This is a genomic window from Acetobacter vaccinii (assembly GCF_008365315.1).
Lineage (GTDB): Bacteria > Pseudomonadota > Alphaproteobacteria > Acetobacterales > Acetobacteraceae > Acetobacter > Acetobacter vaccinii.
Map to the genome: position 1 here is coordinate 68,598 of NZ_CP043507.1, position 19,511 is coordinate 88,108.

14 protein-coding genes, 1 pseudogene and 1 other annotated feature are annotated in these 19,511 nt (G+C 57.4%); of the genes and pseudogenes, 9 read left to right on the plus strand and 6 right to left on the minus strand.

Features of this window, described 5'->3' with window-relative positions:
* The first annotated feature begins 103 nt into the window (after positions 1 to 103).
* From FLP30_RS13015 to FLP30_RS13045, 7 genes are all read left to right on the plus strand, one after another.
* A complete protein-coding gene (locus tag FLP30_RS13015) occupies positions 104 to 325 on the plus strand; it encodes a helix-turn-helix domain-containing protein (protein WP_149280453.1) in 222 nt (73 codons plus the stop codon).
* Positions 322 to 2,499 carry an N-6 DNA methylase gene (locus FLP30_RS13020; RefSeq protein WP_149280454.1) on the plus strand — a complete coding sequence of 726 codons (2,178 nt, stop codon included), beginning with the start codon at positions 322 to 324 and terminating at the stop codon, positions 2,497 to 2,499. The genes FLP30_RS13015 and FLP30_RS13020 overlap by 4 nt, the downstream gene beginning before the upstream one ends.
* Complete coding sequence (locus FLP30_RS13025) at positions 2,496 to 3,725, plus strand: restriction endonuclease subunit S (protein WP_149280455.1); 1,230 nt, start codon at positions 2,496 to 2,498, stop codon at positions 3,723 to 3,725. The genes FLP30_RS13020 and FLP30_RS13025 overlap by 4 nt, the downstream gene beginning before the upstream one ends.
* Positions 3,722 to 4,873 carry an ImmA/IrrE family metallo-endopeptidase gene (locus FLP30_RS13030; RefSeq protein ID WP_149280456.1) on the plus strand — a complete coding sequence of 384 codons (1,152 nt, stop codon included), beginning with the start codon at positions 3,722 to 3,724 and terminating at the stop codon, positions 4,871 to 4,873. The genes FLP30_RS13025 and FLP30_RS13030 overlap by 4 nt, the downstream gene beginning before the upstream one ends.
* Positions 4,870 to 5,367: a DUF4411 family protein gene (locus tag FLP30_RS13035; protein ID WP_149280457.1), complete on the plus strand. Its 498-nt coding sequence runs from the start codon at positions 4,870 to 4,872 to the stop codon at positions 5,365 to 5,367. Before FLP30_RS13030 ends, FLP30_RS13035 begins: the two co-directional genes overlap by 4 nt.
* A 202-nt stretch (positions 5,368 to 5,569) precedes the next feature.
* Complete coding sequence (locus tag FLP30_RS13040; protein WP_149280458.1) at positions 5,570 to 6,481, plus strand: Abi family protein; 912 nt, start codon at positions 5,570 to 5,572, stop codon at positions 6,479 to 6,481.
* A gap of 18 nt (positions 6,482 to 6,499) precedes the next feature.
* On the plus strand, positions 6,500 to 9,793 hold the full coding sequence (locus FLP30_RS13045) for a type I restriction endonuclease subunit R (protein WP_149280459.1): 3,294 nt from the start codon (positions 6,500 to 6,502) through the stop codon (positions 9,791 to 9,793).
* 217 nt (positions 9,794 to 10,010) lie between these two features.
* Here FLP30_RS13045 and FLP30_RS13050 read toward each other — a convergent pair whose 3' ends face one another.
* The 5 genes and pseudogenes from FLP30_RS13050 to FLP30_RS13065 form a co-directional block, all read right to left on the minus strand.
* Entirely contained in the window at positions 10,011 to 11,090 is a 1,080-nt protein-coding gene (locus FLP30_RS13050; RefSeq protein WP_149280460.1) for an IS5 family transposase, read from the minus strand.
* 39 nt (positions 11,091 to 11,129) lie between these two features.
* Positions 11,130 to 12,767: a hypothetical protein gene (locus FLP30_RS13055; RefSeq protein WP_456304226.1), complete on the minus strand. Its 1,638-nt coding sequence runs from the start codon at positions 12,765 to 12,767 to the stop codon at positions 11,130 to 11,132.
* Positions 12,768 to 12,823: 56 nt separating this feature from the next.
* Positions 12,824 to 13,765 (minus strand): annotated as a pseudogene (locus FLP30_RS14410) (lactate dehydrogenase); the annotation flags it as partial.
* A gap of 38 nt (positions 13,766 to 13,803) precedes the next feature.
* Positions 13,804 to 15,014, minus strand: a protein-coding gene (locus FLP30_RS13060; RefSeq protein ID WP_149280461.1) for an IS3 family transposase whose coding sequence is annotated in 2 segments (ribosomal slippage) — positions 13,804 to 14,729 and positions 14,729 to 15,014 — 1,212 coding nt in all. Because the reading frame shifts where the segments join, the coding sequence is not laid out codon by codon here.
* Positions 14,620 to 14,736 (minus strand) — a sequence feature (AL1L pseudoknot). It overlaps the preceding gene by 117 nt.
* A gap of 14 nt (positions 15,015 to 15,028) precedes the next feature.
* Positions 15,029 to 16,483, minus strand: a complete 1,455-nt coding sequence (locus tag FLP30_RS13065) for a class I SAM-dependent methyltransferase (protein WP_149280462.1) — start codon at positions 16,481 to 16,483, stop codon at positions 15,029 to 15,031.
* Between the two features lie 261 nt (positions 16,484 to 16,744).
* Here FLP30_RS13065 and FLP30_RS13070 point away from each other — a divergent pair, with 261 nt between their 5' ends.
* Both FLP30_RS13070 and FLP30_RS13075 read left to right on the plus strand, forming a co-directional pair.
* Positions 16,745 to 17,392 (plus strand): ParA family protein, encoded by a 648-nt coding sequence (locus tag FLP30_RS13070; protein WP_149280463.1) that lies wholly within the window; start codon positions 16,745 to 16,747, stop codon positions 17,390 to 17,392.
* Positions 17,385 to 18,092 carry a hypothetical protein gene (locus FLP30_RS13075; RefSeq protein WP_149280464.1) on the plus strand — a complete coding sequence of 236 codons (708 nt, stop codon included), beginning with the start codon at positions 17,385 to 17,387 and terminating at the stop codon, positions 18,090 to 18,092. Before FLP30_RS13070 ends, FLP30_RS13075 begins: the two co-directional genes overlap by 8 nt.
* A 50-nt stretch (positions 18,093 to 18,142) precedes the next feature.
* On the opposite strand, the gene FLP30_RS13080 is transcribed toward FLP30_RS13075, so the two are convergent.
* Complete coding sequence (locus tag FLP30_RS13080) at positions 18,143 to 19,066, minus strand: replication protein RepA (RefSeq protein WP_149280465.1); 924 nt, start codon at positions 19,064 to 19,066, stop codon at positions 18,143 to 18,145.
* Between the last annotated feature and the right edge of the window lie 445 nt (positions 19,067 to 19,511).

The window sequence follows — 19,511 nt, forward strand, 5'->3', positions numbered from 1 at the left end:
CACACCGCTAAGCATGGCCATTTCAAGGTAGCTGCCACCGTGACCGTCTGGTAGACTGGTGACGATTTAAAACGACTATGATGCCTCTGTGAGTGCCAATGCCATGAACGCCGAACCGTGGGTTACTGCCATCGATGTTGCCCGGCATCTGGGCGTGGTGAAGGACACCGTGTATCGCTGGCGGGAGCGCAAGGGGCTGCCCGCGCACAAGATCGGGCGGCTGTGGAAATTCCAGCTCTCCGAGGTCGATGAATGGGTGCGTGCCGGGGGTGCGGATGAAGACTGCAGCGCATCCGCTGAACAGAACAATGAGAACAACGTATGAACGTGCAGCAACTCGAAAACGAACTGTGGGAAGCCGCTGACCAACTGCGCGCCAATTCCAGGCTCACCGCCGCCGAATACTCGATGCCGGTGCTGGGCCTGATCTTCCTGCGCCACGCAGACAACCGATTCAAGGCCTACCTGCCCGCCATCGAAGCGGATATTCCGCCGCAGATGCCCGCCGCCCAGCGCGAAGCACTGATCAAACTCGGTTTTCAAGGTAAAGCCGCCATCTATCTGCCCGAGGCGGCGCGTTTCGACCGCATCGTCAGCCTGCCGCAAGGGGCCAAGGTGGGCGAGATCATCGACGCTGCGATGGACGCGGTCGAGGCCGATTACCCGGTGCTGTCCGGTGCCTTGCCTCGTGGCTATGCGGCCTTCGAGCCCGATCTGCTGGCCGAGCTGGTCAAGATTTTCGACCGCCCCGCCATCAAGGCCGCCATCGGCGATGTGTTCGGGCGCATTTACGAATACTTCCTCAACAAATTCGCCATGAGCGGTGCACAGGAAGGCGGCGAGTTCTTCACGCCGCCGTCGCTGGTTCGCATGATCGTCAATGTCATCGAACCGGATCACGGCCTCGTACTCGATCCGGCCTGCGGCTCGGCCGGCATGTTCGTGCAGACCGGCCACTTCATCGAAGACGTGCGTCATGCCGTGGTCAACGATTCCGTCACCTTCCACGGACAGGAAAAAAGCGACACCAACACCAAACTGGCGCGCATGAACCTGGTGGTGCACGGGCTGGATGCCTCCAACATCCGCCAGGGCAACACCTTCTACGACCAAGCTGAACACCTGATCGGCCAGTGCGATTACGTTATGGCCAACCCGCCCTTCAATGTGGACGGCGTGGACACCAAAAAGGTGGAGGCTCAAGTTGATGAGGCGGGCCGTCTGCCCTTTGGCCTACCCGGCACCAATGCCAAGACCGGCGCCATCAGCAACGCCAACAGCCTGTGGATTCAGTACTTCTACGCCTACCTGAACGACACGGGCCGCGCCGGTTTCGTCATGGCCTCCAGCGCCTCGGACGCCGGCAATAAAGACCGCGACATCCGCGAGCAACTGGTCAAAACCGGTCACGTCGATGTGATGATGGCCATCGGCAACAAGTTCTTCTACACCCGCAGCCTGCCGTGCACCTTGTGGTTCTTCGACAAAGGCAAGCCGCAGGATCTGCAAGACCAGGTGCTGATGATTGACGCGCGTAACGTTTACCACGTGGTCTCGGCGCGCTCCCATGTATTCACCGATGAGCAACTGGCCAACCTCAACGCCATCGTCTGGCTGTACCGGGGCGAGCGCGAGAAATTTATCGCCTTGGTGGCCCGCTACCAGCGGCAGGTGGATGACTGGCTAGCCTCCCTTCCCGTACGCATCGAGGCCGACACCGCCGCCGTGCGGGCCTTGGCTGCGCCGCTGCAAACCTTTGCCAGCCAGACCACGCTTGCTGAATTGAACGCAGACCAAGCCGAGGACGCGCTGATCACACAGGCCCAGCTCGACACCTTCAAGGCCGAGCTGGCTACTGCCCAGACCGACGCGCACGCGGCGGACAGCATCGCCGCGCTGCTCACCGCCTGTACCCAAGCCCGCGCTGCCATTGGGCAGGCAGACTTGAGCGACCACGCCGCACAAGTGGCACTGCAAGCCACGCTCGATGCACTGGCCCCGCAGCTCAAAGCCACCGGCAAGCTGCTAGAAGCCCGCCACAAGCAATGGCTCAAGCTGCTGGACACGGCTGAAAAACAGCTGCGCGCCCGCAGCAGCAAGGCTTTCGATGGCAAAGCCGCCCGCGACGCCAAGCGCGCCCTGCTGCCCGCCGACAGCAAAAAGAACGAAGCCCCCACGGTGCGCGACGCGGCGCTGGAAGCACTGAAGCAAGCCGCCTATTTCATCCACCAGGTGCACTGGCTGCACAGCCGCTTTCCGCAGGCCTTGTTTGAGGATGTGCCCGGCTTGTGCAAAGCGGTCAGCATTGATGACATCGCCACCAACGATTACTCACTCACGCCGGGGCGCTACGTGGGCGTGGCTGCCGTCGCAAAGGACGATGAAGACGACTTCGCGGAAACCCTGCGCGGCATCCATGCCGAACTGACGGAACTGAACGACAAGGCCGTGGAACTGGCGGGGCGGATTGCTGGCAACTTCGAGGAGTTGTTGGGATGACACGGCTAGGTGACGCGTCCAATATGCTCGTGGGCTTCGCATTCAAGAGCGCGGGCTTCTTGGATGGGGATGCAGATGGCGTTCGTATTTTGCGTGGCGACAACGTGCAACAAGGTTACATACGTTGGGGCGATAAGACTAAGAAGTGGCCCACCGCGCAGTGCGATGGGCTTGAGCGCTACCAACTCGCTGAGGATGACGTGATCCTCGCAATGGACCGCCCCATAGTCGGTGATGGGCTGAAGATGGCTTGGATCAGACCCGACGACTTACCCGCGCTCCTCGTCCAACGAGTTTGCCGATTACGTGGGAAACCGGGCGTAGCGCTAACGAAATTCATCCGCTACGTTTTGGCGGCGTCCGATTTTTCCGATCACATTCACCGAATCACAACCGGCGCCAATGTTCCTCACATCAGTGGCAAGGACATTGCAGCGTATGAGTTCGAGTTACCTGATCTTGACGATCAGACGCGCATCGTGGAGTGCTTGTCTGCTTACGACGACCTGATCGCCACCAATCAGCGCCGCAGTGCCTTGCTCGAAGACGCCGGCCGCCGCCTTTACCGCGAATGGTTCGTGCACCTGCGCTTCCCCGGCCACGAGTCGGTGCCGGTGAAGGATGGGGTGCCGGAGGGGTGGCGTAAGAAACCGATGACCGGCGTCGCTGATTTCGTCAACGGTTTTGCTTTTAAACCTGAGCATTTAGGCGATTCTGGCTTGCCTGTTGTGAAGATTCCAGAGCTGCGAAGCGGCATCACGAGTAAGACGCCCTATAACCCCGGGAACATTGTTCCGCAACGAAACCACATCAATACAGGGGATGTGCTTTTTTCGTGGTCGGCAACATTGCTGGTTAACGAATGGGGTGAAGGTCCTGCGCTGCTCAATCAGCACTTGTTCAAAGTGATTCCTCACAACGAGTTGCACAAACGATTGGTGCGCTTCGCCGTCGAAGCGGCAATACCTGAACTCATTGGTCATGCTGTTGGAGCCACCATGCAGCACATCCGCCGTTCGGCATTGGATAACCATTTGATGTTGGTGCCTGACGAGACAACCGCTGTGGCTTTTGCTGCGCAGGTTGATCCGATGATGGATGCGGTTCTCAACTTGACTGCGCAGAATCGAGAGTTGGCAAAAACCCGCGACCTGCTGCTCCCGAAACTGATGTCCGGTCAACTCGACGTGTCCGGCATAGCCTTGCCCGATGAGGTCGCAGCGTGACCACGGTCGCGGCCTCCATCCCGGTGCTGCGCTGGGCCGCGCAGCGGGCACGCCTGCACGACGAAGACCTGTCGGCACGTTTTCGCAAGTGGCCGCTGTGGTTGACCGGCGAAGCCCAGCCCACGCTCAAGCAGTTGGAAGATTTTGCAAGGCTGACCCACACCGCCATCGGCTATTTCTTTTTACCCGAGCCGCCCACGCTGGCTTTGCCAGTGCCGGATTTCCGCACTCTGCGCGATGAGGAGCTGCGCGAGCCCAGCAGTGCCTTGCTCGATACGCTGTATCTGTGCCAGCAGCGGCAAGACTGGTACCGCGATTACGCCCGGGTGCATGGTCTCTCCCGTCTGGCATTTGTGGGCAGTACGCAGGTGAACGAAGCGCCGCAGGCCGTGGCCGAGCGCATGCGTGTGGCGCTGAATCTTTCCACCCAAGAGCGACGCCAATTGCCCACCTGGACGGATGCGCTGCGGCAGTTGATCGCCAAGGCCGAAGAGGCCGGGGTGATGGTGATGGCCAGTGGCATCGTGGGTAGCAACAGCCACCGCAGGCTGGATGTGGGGGAGTTCCGTGGCTTTGCGCTGGCCGATGATCTCGCTCCTCTGGTGTTCTTGAATGGCGCGGACAGCAAGGCCGCGCAGATGTTCACCCTGGCGCACGAGTTGGCGCACGTCTGGCTGGGGGCGACCGGTGTTTCGGACACCGAAGCAGGCCAAGTGCCCGAGCTGCACACCGAGCGTTGGTGCAATCAGGTGGCCGCCGAACTGCTGATGCCCTTGCAGGCGGTGCGCGCAGCCTACCAACCCGGCACGCCTGTGCCGAATGAAATCCAGCGGTTGGCGCGGGAATTTAAGGTGAGCACGCTGGTGGCACTGCGGCGGCTGTTCGATGCGGGGTTCCTCGATCAGGCCCGGCTATGGCAGCACTACCGCGACGAGCAGGCCCGCTTGGCGCAACTGGAACGGCGCGGCACCGGCGGTGGGGACTTTTACCGCACGCTTGGCGCACGCACCAGCAAGCGCTTTGCCCGTGCCATCGTCACCAGCACGCTGGAAGGGCAGACCCTGTTCCAGGATGCCTTTCGCATGCTGGGCGTGCGCAAAACCGCCACCTTCTATGAAGCCGCGCGCGAACTGGGGGTGATGGCATGAGCTATTTGCTGGACGCCAATGTCTTCATCCAGGCCAAGAACCTGCACTATGGCCTGGATTTCTGCCCGGCGTTCTGGCAGTGGTTGATCGACGGCCATGCCGACGGGTGCGTGTTCAGCATCGACAAGGTGGCCGATGAGATCGCCGCCGGTGCAGACGAGCTGACCCAGTGGGTGCACGATCACGGCACAGGTCTGTTCCGCAAGACGGATGCCGCCGTGGCCGCCCAATTCGGCAAGGTCAGCACCTGGGTGACCGGCCAGCAGTACGAGCCAGCAGCCATCAACACCTTTCTGCAGGTGGCCGATTTCTACCTGGTGGCACATGCGCTGGCAGGCGGGCATATCGTGGTCACACACGAGGTGGCCGCGAATTCGGTCAAGCGGATCAAGATTCCCAATGTGTGCATCGGGCTGGGGCTGCGATTCATGACGCCTTACGAGATGTTGCGCGTGGAAAAAGCCAAGTTCGTTTTGGGAGGCGGACAGCCGTGATCGAAGCCCCGCATCGCGCCACGTTTGCCCATGGCCCTGTTCCCGCTGCCAGCCGGCTGGGTTGCCAAAACGCGCGCATTGCGCGTATACTTCGACCTAACAAAACCCGCCAAGGCTATGCGCGCGAGCGTATCCTCAAACCGGCGGGTTACTTTTTTGTGCGCCCGAAATCAGCAGCGCACTGCGGTTTGGGAGGCGCACAATGAAGCGCCCCTTCGCCAAGCCTGCCACCACCCACGCCCAACAAGTAGTGCTGCTTCAGCAGCGCGGCATGGTCATAGCCGACCCGGTTGCCGCCGAGTTCTACCTGCAGCACCTCAACTACTACCGGCTGGGCGCCTACTGGCTGCCCTTCGAGGACGACCACGCCACGCACACATTCCGTCCCGGCACCCACTTCGCGCAGGTGCTCGACCTTTACGTGTTCGACCGAGAATTGCGCCTTTTGGTGTTGGACGCGATTGAACGCGTGGAAGTGTCGGTGCGAAGCCAGTGGGCCTATCAGTTGGCGCATCAGCATGGCCCGCATGCACACCTGGATGTCTCACTGGCGTTCAAGCCCCACCTCTGGCAAACCAACCTCGACAAACTGAGCGACGAGGTGGGCCGCTCTGACGAGGCCTTCATCAAGCACCTGCAGAACACCTACTCGGAAAGTTTGCCGCCGGTGTGGGCCGTGTGTGAGGTGATGTCGCTGGGCTTGCTCTCACGCTGGTACAACAATCTAAAACCCATGCCCACGCGCCGCGCCATTGCAGCGGCCTATGGCGTGGACGAGAAGGTGCTGGAATCCTGGCTGCGGCACCTCTCACTGGTACGCAATACCTGCGCGCACCACAGCCGTCTGTGGAACCGCGAGTTCACCATTACGCCACTGCTGCCGCGCAACAAGCCTGCAGGGTTGGCGGCACAGTTTCAAGCGGGTTCGCGCAAGCTTTACAACGCGCTGGTCATCCTGCTGCATTGCATGGATGTGATCGCGCCACAGCATCATTGGCGTACTCGTCTGAAAGATCTGATCGCCCGGCACGGTGTGTCCGTGGCGGCCATGGACTTTCCAGCCAACTGGCAAAACCTGCCCATCTGGCAGGACCCAAAGCCAGGCACGCCATAACAAGAATCAGGGGAACCAATGGCCAAGAAGGACTATTCCGAAGACCTGTTGATTCAGGCGCCCACAGCAGAACTGTTGGAAAAGCAGCTCGGCTGGGAGAGCGTGTTTGCGCAGGACGAGGGAGCCAAAGGTGGATGGGGGCCAGACAGTCTGCTGGGCCGTGCATCGGATGCGGAGGTCGTGCTGACCCGTGACGTGCTGGCAGCACTCAAGCGCTTGAACCCGGGCCTGCCTGATGCGGCCTATCAGGATGCCTTGGCCGTGGTGGTTCAGGATGACATCACCAAATCGCTGATCGCGCAAAACGAGGAGAAGTACAAGCTGTTGCGCGATGGCGTGCCGGTGAAATACCGCGACGCTACGGGTCGGCTGGTCGACAAACGCTTGCGCTTGATCGATTTTGATGAACCCAAGAACAATCGCTACCTGGCGGTGCGTGAGTTGTGGGTACGTGGCAAATTGTGGCTGCGTCGCCCGGATGTGATCGGCTTCGTCAACGGCTTGCCCCTCGTGTTTATCGAGCTCAAGCGGTTTGAGGTGCACATCGACAGCGCGTACAAGAAAAACTACGCCGATTACCTGGACACCATCCCGCATCTGTTTCACTGGAACGCGCTGGTCATCATTTCCAACGGCCACGATGCGCAGTACGGTTCGCTGACGTCTAGCAAGGAGCATTTCTATCGCTGGAAGCGGCTGGATGAGGATGATGCGGAACCCGGCAAGGATCAGCCCCTGTTGCCGATTCTGTTGCAGGGCATGCTGCATCAGCAGCGCCTGCTGGATATCGTCGAGAACTTCATCCTGTTTGATGCCTCTGAGGGCAGCACGCACAAGATCGTGGCGCGCAACCACCAGTATCTGGGGGTGAATCGCGTAATTGACCGGCTGACCTCCGCCGATCCCAAGATTCAGGCAGAGGTCGCCGCCGGGCAGTTGGGCGTGTTCTGGCATACCCAGGGTTCGGGTAAGTCGTATTCGATGGTGTTTTTGACCGAAAAAATCCATCGCAAACTGTCGGCATCGTGGTCGTTCGTGGTCATTACCGACCGCACCGAGCTGGATGATCAGATTGCATCGACCTACACCAACTGCGGACGCGCCAATAGCAAAACCGATCAGGCCAAGAATGGCGTTGCGCTGCGCTCGATGTTGCGTGACCAGAACCGCCGCTATGTATTCGGCCTGATTCAGAAATACCGCGAGCGCGTCACGGAAGCCTATTCCGAGCGTGACGACATCATCGTTATCAGCGACGAGGCACACCGGACGCAATATGGACGCCTGGCGTTGAATATGCGCAAAGGGCTGCCACGCGCCAAGTTCCTGGGTTTCACGGGCACTCCGTTGATCGACGCCGGCGAGAAGCAGCTGACCCGTGAGGTGTTCGGAGACTATGTTTCGATCTACGACTTTCAGCGAGCGGTGGCCGATGGCGCCACGCTGCCCTTGTTCTATGAGAACGCTGGCGAAAAACTGAAGATCATTGATCCCAAAGTGAGCGAACGCATCGCCCAGCACATCGAAGCGGCAAAGCAGGCTGCCACCCTAGATGATCCGTGGACCGACGAGAAAGAAGAAAAGCTCTATCGCGAGTTGGCGCGGGATTACCCCATCCTGACCTCACCCACGCGACTGGACAAGGTGGCGCAAGACTTTGTTGACCACTTTCACCAGCGCTGGCGTGTGGTCGAAAACGGTGGTGGCAAGGCCTTGATGGTGTGCCTGGACAAGATCACCTGCGTGAAGATGCACGATCTGATCGTGGCCAAGTGGCAGGAAAAGGCCGCCCAGTTGGAAACGGCCGTGGCGGCGGAAGAAGCTTTGTTTGCGGCAAAGGGCAAAGCTCCGACCGGACTTCTCAAGCAGCGGCGAGAACAGGTGGAGTGGATGAAAGCCACCGAATGCTGCGTGGTGGTGTCGCAGGAGCAGGGCGAAGTCGCGGAGTTTGCCAAGTGGAAGAATTTCCGTGATGAGCCACTGGACATCACGCCGCACCGCGAAAAGATGGTCAAACGCGACCTGGAAAAGGAGTTCAAAAAAGCGGACAACCCCTTCCGTATTGCGATTGTTTGCGCGATGTGGTTGACCGGCTTTGACGTGAAATGCCTGGCCACCCTGTATCTGGACAAGCCGATGCAAGGCCATACCCTGATGCAGGCTATCGCCCGCGTCAATCGGGTTGGCGGCGGCAAGAAGCATGGGCTGATCATCGATTACAACGGCATGATCAAAAGCCTGCGACGGGCACTGGCGACTTTTGCCCAAGGTGATCGTGCTGGCACAGGCAAGGGAGAGGCCGAACAGGATACGGTGCGGGACGATGCGGAGGCTCTGGCGGAATATGCAGATAGCCTCAAGGCTGCGACGGAGTTCCTGATGGATTTGGGTTTTGATGTTGACGAATTGGTCAATGCAAAAGGCTTCGATAAACAAAAGCAGATCTTGGTGGCGGTTAACCTTCTCTGCGAAAGTGACGAGCGCCGCAAGACCTATCAGGTGATTGTTGAGGATGTGCAAGCGCGCCATCGTGGCCTGTTTCCGCATCCGGGCCTGTTCGATTTCGATGCAGTGGAGAGTGCTGTCACCGCCATCTACAACAAGATGCAGGATGCGCGTGTATCACCGGATGTCAGTAGCTTGCTACAAGATTTGTACGACGTGGTAGATGTGGCAGTAGCAACCGACGCTCCGTCAGTCCGCGAACCTACAGCCCGGTATGACCTTTCCAATATCGACTTTTCTCGCCTGCGTGCCGAATTCGAGAAGTCGCCCTTCAAGAATGTCGTGGCGATGAACTTGATGGAGAAGATCGAGGAACGTCTGGCTGCGATGGTGGCGCGCAACCCCACCCGCGTGGACCTCTATGAGCGTTATCAGGAAATCGTTCAAGAGTACAACAAAGACAAGGACGCGGCAGAAATACAGAAGGTGATGGATGACTTGTTTGCCTTCAATGACGATTGCAGTGAAGAGGAAAAGCGCTACCTGCGCGAAGGGCTCGCTAACGAAAGTGAACTGGCCGTGTTCGACTTGCTTCAGAAGGAGTCACTCACCAAGGGTGATCGTGAAGCGATCAAGAAAGTCGCCAAGGACTTACTGGGAAAATTGGCAGATCAGCGTTTCGCGTTGGAGCGCTTGCGCAGCATGGCGACCGTGCAGGCGCAAATGAAGGCTGAGATCATCAAGCACTTGTATGCCCACCTGCCAGCCACCGCCTATGACCCTGACGAAATCAACATCAAGGCGGGTGCCGTGTTCGCACACATCTACAGCGCTGGCCTTGGTGGGGGGACGCCAGTGTACCACTGAGGGAAAACGGCTACGTGGCACATCGGCCTCTATGCTCAAAAAGGCGAATGCTGGGCAGTTGTTCGAAATTTTCGAATAACTGCCTGGAGGGATCGAAGAACCGTTGATTGATGTGCTTGGCGGGTAATTTCTGGCTTTTGGCGATTTGATTGACGGTTTTTGCGATGGCATCCGGTCTGCGTTTTGAGCAGATTGGGAGCTGTTACCCGCTTGATAGCTACGCTGTGGTGCTGATCCGCTGCAGGAAGAGGAAGCGGCGCATGGTGTAGACGATATTGGCCAGCCCGATCCTCATGGTGGCCCGGGTAATACCGACAGTTCGGATGAACAATCCCGTCTGTGATTTCTGGTCGGCAAAAACATGCTCGACACGCGAGCGGATCATGGACTTTCCTGCATTGGACCGCTGGATATGGAGTGGCATGGGTTTGAGATGCGGCTTCTTCCTGTGAACCTTTGAGACAAAGCCATGCTTTTCCATGAAGTCTTCATTGGCTTTTGAGCGATACGCTGTATCAGCCCAGACGCTTGAGGCCGTATTGGTTTTATCCAGCAGCCCCTCTCTCAATCGCGCACCATCACTGGCGGCGGCATCCGTCGTCTTCCATTTTCGGATGAACCGAAACTTCCGATCGATGGAGACGTGGGATTTGTAGCCAAAGAACGGGATGGCAAGATCGCTGGATGGCATGGTTCCATCATCCTGCTGCTTCGCCTTCGTGAACTTCAGCGTCCATCGTGCATGCCTGTCCTTGTGCGACAGTTTGGATGGCTTGTCCTGCCAGTCTTCAGGAATACGGCCTGCTCGCAGATCCGCTTTCTCTGCGTTTGTATTGCGCTGCTTCGGAGCCGCTACGAGCGTGGCATCCAGGATCTGGCCTGACATCGGCAGATAACCAGCGCTGCGCAGGGTCGCATCAAAGCGCTCAAACAGTCTTTCAATGGCCCCCGCCTGTGTCAGGCGTTCACGGAACAGCCAGATTGTTTTGGCATCAGGCACCCGATCTGAAAGTCCCAGACCAAGGAAATGCATAAAGGAGAGGCGATCGTTGATGAGATACTCTGTCCGCTCATCAGACAAATTGTTGAGCGTCTGGATCACCAGGATCTTGAACATCAACACCGGATCAAACGGCGGTCGCCCGCCCTTGCTTCCATCTGAATAGGCCAGAGCCTTCTCCAGATCAGGGCGGAACACCTCAAAATCCACAGTCCGGGAAAACGCTTCAAGCTGATCGCCAAGACCGCTCAAACGAGCAAGCCGCTCTTCAACATCAAAGAAACCAGGCTGTTTCATTATTCATTCATCCACCCAATCACCACAGGAGGTATGGAATCACAGATACGCACTCAAAACCATGGAGTTTTTAGAACCCTCCACCTTGTCCTCGGTGAACCGCTGACGGCTGACGGCCTCCAGCGTGATGGCAAACCCGCCGATGCGGCCCAGCGTCCACTGGCCTTCCTGCGCGCTCCTGACTGCCAGACGGAGCTGGGACAGCAGGAACGCCCCCGCCTTCTCACGCTCGCCAATCACCCCGCGTTCGCTCTCGAAGCGGAAGGCATCGCCGCGCGTGGCCACACGGGTCGCCAGATCAGCCTCGATCAGCGGGAGCCGTGCCTGCGCCCAGGCGATGTCACGCCCGGCCTGCTGGACGGCCCGGCGCACCGCGAACTGGTCGTCGTAATGGGCTGCAAAGAGGCGTTCGAGCCGCGCAAGCTCTGCTTCCAGACCGGCTTTCTGCATAAGCCGCATATCACCCGAGGCCAGTGCCTTAGCCATGGCGAACTGGTTGCCCTCACTGTCCAGATCTTCCACGCGCCGGATGGAGCGATCACCAGACATCGCCATGGCAATGAAGCGCAGCTTGCGTTCAAGCAGCTGCCAGTTGGTGGCATCCACCGATCCTTCCTGCGCATAGGCGAAGATCCGGATTTCGGGGTTCTGGTTGCCCTGCCGCTCGATCCGCCCCTCGCGCTGGATGATGTCCGAGACCAGCCAGGGCACATCCAGATGGTGCAGGGCCAGCAGACGCTGCTGCGCGTTGACGCCCGTGCCCATGGTCTGGGTGCTGCCGATCAGGATACGCTTGCGCCCGGCATTGAGGTCACCAAACAGGCGCTGCTTGGCTTCGGCCTTCTTGTAATCCTGCATGAAGGCGATCTGCTCGCGTGGCACGCCCATGCGCACCAGCTCGTCCCTGACCCACAGATAGGCGGAGAAGCCCCGGGCCCCTTCTGCCCCCACGGTGCCCAGGTCCGAGAAAATCATCTGCACGGCACCAGGCTGGGCGTAAGGCTGGCGGGTCTCGGGGTTGGTGTAACGGTTCTGCGCACTCTCTTCCCAGATGGCAAAGACGTTGCGGATCATCAGGTCGAGCTTGCTGTCTCCCCCCTCCCCTCCCTGGGCCCAGCCGACAAAGCGCAGATCAAGGGCGGCATGGCGGGCATCCCCCATGACCGAGAGCAGGATATCATCCCCCTTCTGGGGTTTACCTTTACGACGCTCGATCGCCGTGATCCGCTCGGCCAGCGTCTTCTGGTAGGCGCGGAAGCGGGCATGCACCGGGGCCACGACGATCTGGCGGTGTCCACCGCGCACGACTGGCAGACTGACATAGCGCCGGAGATCATCCTGCTGCACCACATCGGCGAAGTCACGGTAGAGCGCCATGAGGTCGGCGACATTCACAAACTCGGTGAAGCGCGTAACCGGCTTGTAGAGACCGCTGGGCTGCAGTTCGAGTTCAGTCCGGGTCTCCCCGAAATTGGCCGCCCAGGCATCGAACTCATGCAGGCCGCGACTGCGCAGGGCATCGAGCACCATGTAACGCTGGACCGAGTAGAGCTCGCCCAATGTGTTCGTGATCGGGCTTCCAGAGGCCAGCACCAGCGCACGGCCGGGATTGACCCGCTCCAGGTAACCGGCCTTGACGAACAGATCCCAGGCGCGCTGCGAGCCTTCCGGAGCCACGCCCTTGAGGTCGCCCTGATTGGTGGCAAAACTCAGTTTGCGGAACTGCTGTCGTTGCCGTTTGAATCTTTAACCGTGTCCCAGATTTTCGGGGACGCCTGCGTGAGTGCATCCTCCAGCAGCTCTCCGGCATGACGGCGTTCCGTGCCCCAGACTGACGTTGCTTCGGCCCGCCCCAGAAAAGCCCGTTTCTCGACACTCCAGCAGGCCACCTCGGCGGTATGGCGGATGGTGGTCTCAACCCCCAGCACCTCGCGGGTGAAGGCTATGATGTCGCTCACAGGCAGCCAGGGAGCCCCCAGACGGGCCGTAATATCGGACGGCCTCAGATCCTCGGGTTGTGCCCGTTCCAGCGCTGCCGCCGTGCGGGCGAAACGCATGTCGCTCTTCGCCGCCTCGCGCGCTGCCACGAGCCTGGTGCGCACGGCCCCCGACAGCAGCTCGTCCGCCGCCACCCATACATCGCCTCCCAGGCGTGTGGCTTGAGGATCGAGATAAACAGCCTCGCCCAGTGCGGTCAGGGCGTCCTCCACGCGACAGCCCGCCAGCTCGGCGATCAGGGGCAGATCGACACGGCCCACGTCATGCAGGCAGACGGCCAGCGCATCATGGACCGAATGGATTTCGGGTTCGACCGGCGCATGAATGACGCGCTCGGTAAACAGCGGCCCCGGCCGGGCGGTCTGGGTGGCCTCGTCATACTCCTCGATGGAGGAGACCAGCCAGACATCGGGATTGTCATAGAACGGCTGGAGGTTGGGCCTGCGGCAGCTTTCGGTTTCCTCGCCGGTCGTCGGGTTAACCCGGACGGTGGTGTTGGTGAGATTGATCGGGCCGAACTGGCGGGTGAAGCTCTGCCAGGCCTGCCGCAGCCGATGCTGATGCCGTCCGAACGGCTGGTTGTCCATCTGGGCGCGCAGGACCGCCTTGGCCGCGTCGCGCACGGGGATCAGGGCTTCGATGATCCGGGCATGTTTCTGGAAGAGCCCCTCTTTCTGAATTGCCCCGGGTTTTGTGGAGACGTTTTTTATCTGATTTAAGCGGCTAACGCATGTGATTTCTGTTGTGCGTAAAAGCGTGCCTCAGCTTCTGCTGGCGGAATGTTTCCAATGGAGGACAGGAGCCGCCGATTATTGAACCAGTCGACCCATTTAAGTGTTGCCAGCTCAACAGCGTCCCTGTTTTTCCATGGCCCTTGCCGATAGATCAGTTCGGTTTTGTAAAGTCCGTTAATGGTCTCCGCCAGGGCGTTATCATAGGAATCCCCAACACTGCCGACAGAAGCAACAAGGCCCGCTTCAGCCAGTCTTTGCGTGTAGCGAATGGACACATATTGACAGCCGCGGTCGGAATGGTGGGTCACTTTTCCCTCAGGCCGCCTCTGGCACAGAGCCTGTTCAAGAGCATCCAGCACGAAGTCGGTATGGGCAGTGGACGAGACGCGCCAGCCTACAATCACGCGGGCAAACACATCAATGATGAAGGCCACATAAACAAAGCCCTGCCAGGTGGAAACATACGTGAAATCCGAAACCCACAGTCTGTTGGGGGCTGGTGCATGAAACTGTCGCTGTACCAGATCCTGTGGACAGGGCCGCGCCGGATCAGGCCGTGTGGTTCTGACACCCTTACCACGAATGACGCCTTTCAGTCCCATCCGGCGCATCAGCCGCTCTACCGTGCAGCGGGCGACATCCAGACCTTCACGTCTGAGCTGATGCCAGACCTTGCGCACTCCGTAGACGCAGAAATTATCATTCCACACTCTACGGATGTCATCGCACAGCTCTTTGTCTTTCTGGCTACGCATACAAGGATTTTTCTGTCTCGCCCGATAAGCATAATAGGCAGATGGTGCAATCGACAGAACCCTGCAGATTGACCCGACACCATATGTCTGCCGATGCTCCTCAATGAAGCGTGTCATGGTCTGAAGATGCGGTCGAGCTCCGCTTGGGCAAAATATGCCGATGCCTTGCGCAGGATTTCGTTAGCCTGCCGCAATTCGCGGTTCTCTCGCTCCAGTTGCCTGATCTTCTCTTGATCTGGCAGGTCACTCACCGCAGGCGCATTGGCCCGCTCATGCATACGGGTCCATTTTGACAGCGTGTCAGGATGAATATCCAGCTTTGGCGCTATCATCATCACTGCGGACCAGCGTGATGGATGGTTCTTCTCTTCCTCCAGAACCATGCAGGCTGCACGTTCGCGAAATTCAGGCGGAAAACGCTTCGATTTGTTGCTCATGAATTTTTCTTACCTCACGGGTCGTTCTGTCTCCACAAAACCCGGGGCAATTCATTCTGCTCCCCCTTGCGGATGGGCACGTCCTGGCCTGCGCCACCAATGATCTGATGCAGGACACGGTTGTGCAGATAATAGCTGCCTTCTTTGAGGTCAGCCCCTGAAGCCGCTGTGCCCACAGACAGCCCGTCCAGTTCGGGTCGGGTAATGCGCTGCTCTGCAGGAGGCAGAAACCGGCTCTCGGGGGCAATGCGGGCCAGAGCTTCGGGCAGAGCGGTTTGAAGATCCACGCCCGCCACCGGCAGACAGCAGTAATCCAGTCCGAACTGACTACTGCCCCAGCCATGCTGGCCGAGCACCTGTGCGGGGTTATCGAGGAGATAGCGGTTGATCCATAACGGGCTGCGCCCTTCATCACTCTCTGGCACGACAGCCGTTTCCAGCCATCCCTGGTCGCCGGGCAGATCGCCGATCATGCGCTTACGGAACACCAGCAGATCGAGCACGACCTCGGTGCCGGCGTCAGCGCTCATGGTGCCTGCGGGCAGACGCACGGCTCCCAGGAGGTCTGCCTCTTCGGCGATGTGCCGCCGGGCCCGGGGGTCACTCTTGTCCAGCGTATGGCGTGAGGTCACGAAGGCTGCAAACCCACCGGGCCGTAGGGCACCTATGGCACGGGCGATAAACCAGTCATGCAGGCTGAAGCCCCGCAGTTCACGATGCTCGGGGACAGAGACCGTGCGATTGGAGAAGGGGGGATTACCGCTGGCCAGATCGTAGTCACTGGCCAGCGTGGCCTTCGTGAAGTCTTCCTGCCTGATCCATTGTTTAGGGAAGAGGACCCGCGCGATCCTGGCGGTCACGCTGTCCATCTCGATCCCGGTGAAAGCAATCCGGCCGTCGAGACGCTGGGGCCGTCTGGCGATGAACTGCCCGGCCCCGCAGCCGGGTTCGAGGACGGAGCCCCCCTGGAAGCCACGGGCCATGAGCATGTCCCACAGGGCGGTGACGATGAAATCCGGTGTGAAGTGGGCATATTGTGTGGCCCGGGCGAGGGAGGCGCGTTCTGCTGCGCTGCTGGCGTCTTCCAGAGCCTTGCCGATGTCTTCCCATCCTGCGCGATAGGTTTCTCCGGCACGGGGGAACAGGCTGTTTGCCAGGGCACTGGCCCCGAAGCCCAGATACCGGCTCAGCACGGTCTGCTCGTCCGGTGTGGCATTGCGCTCTTCGGCTTCAATAACCCGCAGGAGAGCCATGGCGGCGATATTGTCCCGGGCCCGGTCTTTCCAGGTGGTGGCCAGTCCGCGTGGGCCTGACAGGTGGAAATCGGTCTGCGGGATGACCAGAGGCTCGGGGGCAGACGGGGAGGGCAGGGGCGCGTCTTCGCCGTCGAGATCGCCCCAGAAAAGGTCTGGCGCACCACTGAGGGCCGAGGATGAGAACAGGCTGAGCTGATCACCGAAGAGGGACATGGAAGGCTCCGGACAAACGCCGACAGCCGCCTGCGCCGGGATCGGGCTGGCTTCAGACAGACCGACCCACCCTTTGCGCACGACGCTCAGGGCTGGTCCGGAGTGTTTTATTGTTGGTTATTGTTTTAATTTTCGTGGGAATTTTTTGGAAATTAGACATGTCTAATTAAAATTAACAGATTGATCGTCGTGACCTGAGTATGTAAACAGCACATGATAAACAGAATTAGACATGTCTAATTTTATAAAGGATGTAGCTACATGACAAAGATCGTTTTGGTGTCATCCCCCAAAGGTGGCAGTGGAAAGTCGGTGGTCACTAGGCATCTTCTGGTCGCGGCTGCTCAAGCATGCCAGAAAGTCATTGGGATAGACTTTGATCGTCAAGGGACAATCGATAAATGGGGGAAAAGACGACACGCACTCCGATCCAAAATGCCGGAGTTTATAGATGTCCCTATTATTGGCGCGCAACTTCAGGATTGGCGTGGAGGCCTTAGCCACTCGAAAGGTTATGACCTTGCTGTAATTGACACACCACCGAGTGTGGAAGATCACATGGCTGCCATTACCGGCTTGGCACAAGCAGCAGATATTGTGGTGGTTCCTTGTGCCTGTACACAAGACGATGTCGACAGTATTGCCCCTTGGATAGATGTTTTAAATCAAGTCACAAATAACACCGTCGTTGTGTTGAATAGAGCTAATCGCCGTACCAATTCATTCGCTCGGGTTCGTGGGCGGCTTATTAAAGTTGCCGATGTTATCCCTGTGGAACTACCTCAATTAGAGGATGTGCACGTGCCAAGCGGAAAGGGACTGACTCTCCTCGATTTTACAAAGAGCCGGGGTCAAGAACCGTTTGAAGAACTTTGGGCGTTCATAAACAGGAAAATCAACAATGTCTAAAACACACAGGGTATCACGCACGTCATTCCGATCGGTGATGGAAGAAGACGATAGTCTGAGTGTTGGTGATAACCGCGCCGAAATGTTAATAGAGCGAGTTGTCATTGATGATAACATCATGACAACAATAGAAGACGTCTTCGCTGGCACATCAGTAGTTTCGGACTCAGTAAAAGTTTCTCGTATTCTGGCGGTTCGTGCCGAGGTCAATCAGAATTGGAGCCAAGCTCGCGATTCATTTCTTGCGATCGGGCGTGCTCTGCTTGATTTGGAAAATGTCCTTTCAAAAGCAGAGTATATTAAATTGAGGCATGGCTCTGAACGATTGTTTCCATTTTCTGACGCCACAGCAACGCAGTTAAGACGAATTGCCAAAGCAGTTTCGGATGGGGTGATTCCTTTGGATGCTTGCCCAGGAAGCTACGGAACCGCTTACCAGATTACTTTGTTGAACGATTATCAGCTTCGGGTGGCGAAAGAGCGTGGCCTCATTCGTCCAGATGTAACTCGTCGTGAAATTGCCTCTCTTCGAAAAGAGACTGTTATTAAGCAGGAAGTCTCTGGTCGAGTGGATGTCAATTCACTAAAGGACGAATACAGAAAACTTTTACGGCAGCGCGAAAAACTTGAATCTGAAATGGCTTCTGTAGATTCCAAAATTCAGGATATCAGGGGACTCTTGGGGGATTTGATAGAATAACTGCAGCACGATAATGGTGATGACCCGCTAGAGTTCCCATATCGGGAACTCTAGCGGGATAACCCATGAATTTTAGGCGCTATAGGTGGCCTGGATGGATGTAAAATGACCCCAGTCTTTGTCACTTCGGTTTTAGCTGCTGGATAAACAGCGAGAGCTATTTTTAGGTTATCTATGAATTTCGGTCTGAAATGGTCTAAGCGCACTACTCCAGCGCCGAATTGTGCTTTTAGAGCAGACCATGTGATTGCTGTAGGCCCTTTCAATGCATGAAGTCGATATGCGAGCCAGCAGTAGATGTCTAATGCCTGACTATGCCCATTTAATGCTCGGATGGCAGCTTCTTCGATTGGAATTGGATGTTTTTGCAGCTGATCGTAAAACAGTTCTGAAAGTTTTACCCGCTCCAGAAACTGCTGCTTACCGTTATCTTTATGATCATCTGTAAAGATGGCAGCATCCACAATATTTTGGTTTATCAGCCCGCTAGAGTTCCCGGATTGAAAATGAAAGGAAATTCTACATCTGAAAATTCGTTCAGCTTGCTCTTTGACATCTTTGATAGATTTCCCGCCTTGTGGAATACCCATCCTTTTTAGCCAGTCTCTTAGCGATTTTCCAAGTTCAATTTCTCTATTTTGCGTCTTGATAGCTTCGGTCTGTAAATAAAGCATTATTAATCGTGCTTTACTTCCGTAGGGCACGCCAACAGATACAGGGTTTGTACCACGTATTGCACGTCTTCCAGGCTCGACAATCATCACTGCTCTGTCGGTTTCAATTTGCCAGACAAGGTCATCGGCTAAGCGTTTATGAGGCAGACCTACATGAGCAAAACCACTGTATAGGAATCCAATGCCGGTATCTTCATAAGCCATGTAGTCAGCAGCAATTTCTATGATCTTACGATCTTCATCAAAGGACAGAGCCCCTTGTTTGCCATGTTCTTCTATAAGCTTGTGAATAGTCCCCACAAGAGAACTCCTTTGAGCAGGATCAGTGAACACTAGCAGTAATTCTGATCTTGAAAAGCGGGAACTTTAGCGGGATTGCGATGGGCGAGGTGGCCTAATATTCGAAGTGTTATTTTAGATATTAGTTTGTCCCGCTAGAGTTCTCGGGACAAGTCAAAAAACGATAGAGTTTCCGGCATCTTGATCCGCTAGAGTTCCCACTTAATCCCGCTAGAGTTCCTATCCGATCCCGCTAAAGTTCTCAGTAATCCGCCAAAGTTCTCGGGATAACTGACCATCATTTCCCTCTAAAGTTCCCGCCTTATTTTCAAACTCAACATTTCCAACCCGAGTCTCTGTGACAGATGTAGAGGCTAAAGTATTCGCGGTTTGCTGCTATGGAATCCAGATAGGCCAGAGATGGGAACTCTAGCGGGGATATGATCTTGGGATTGGCTGCTAAATC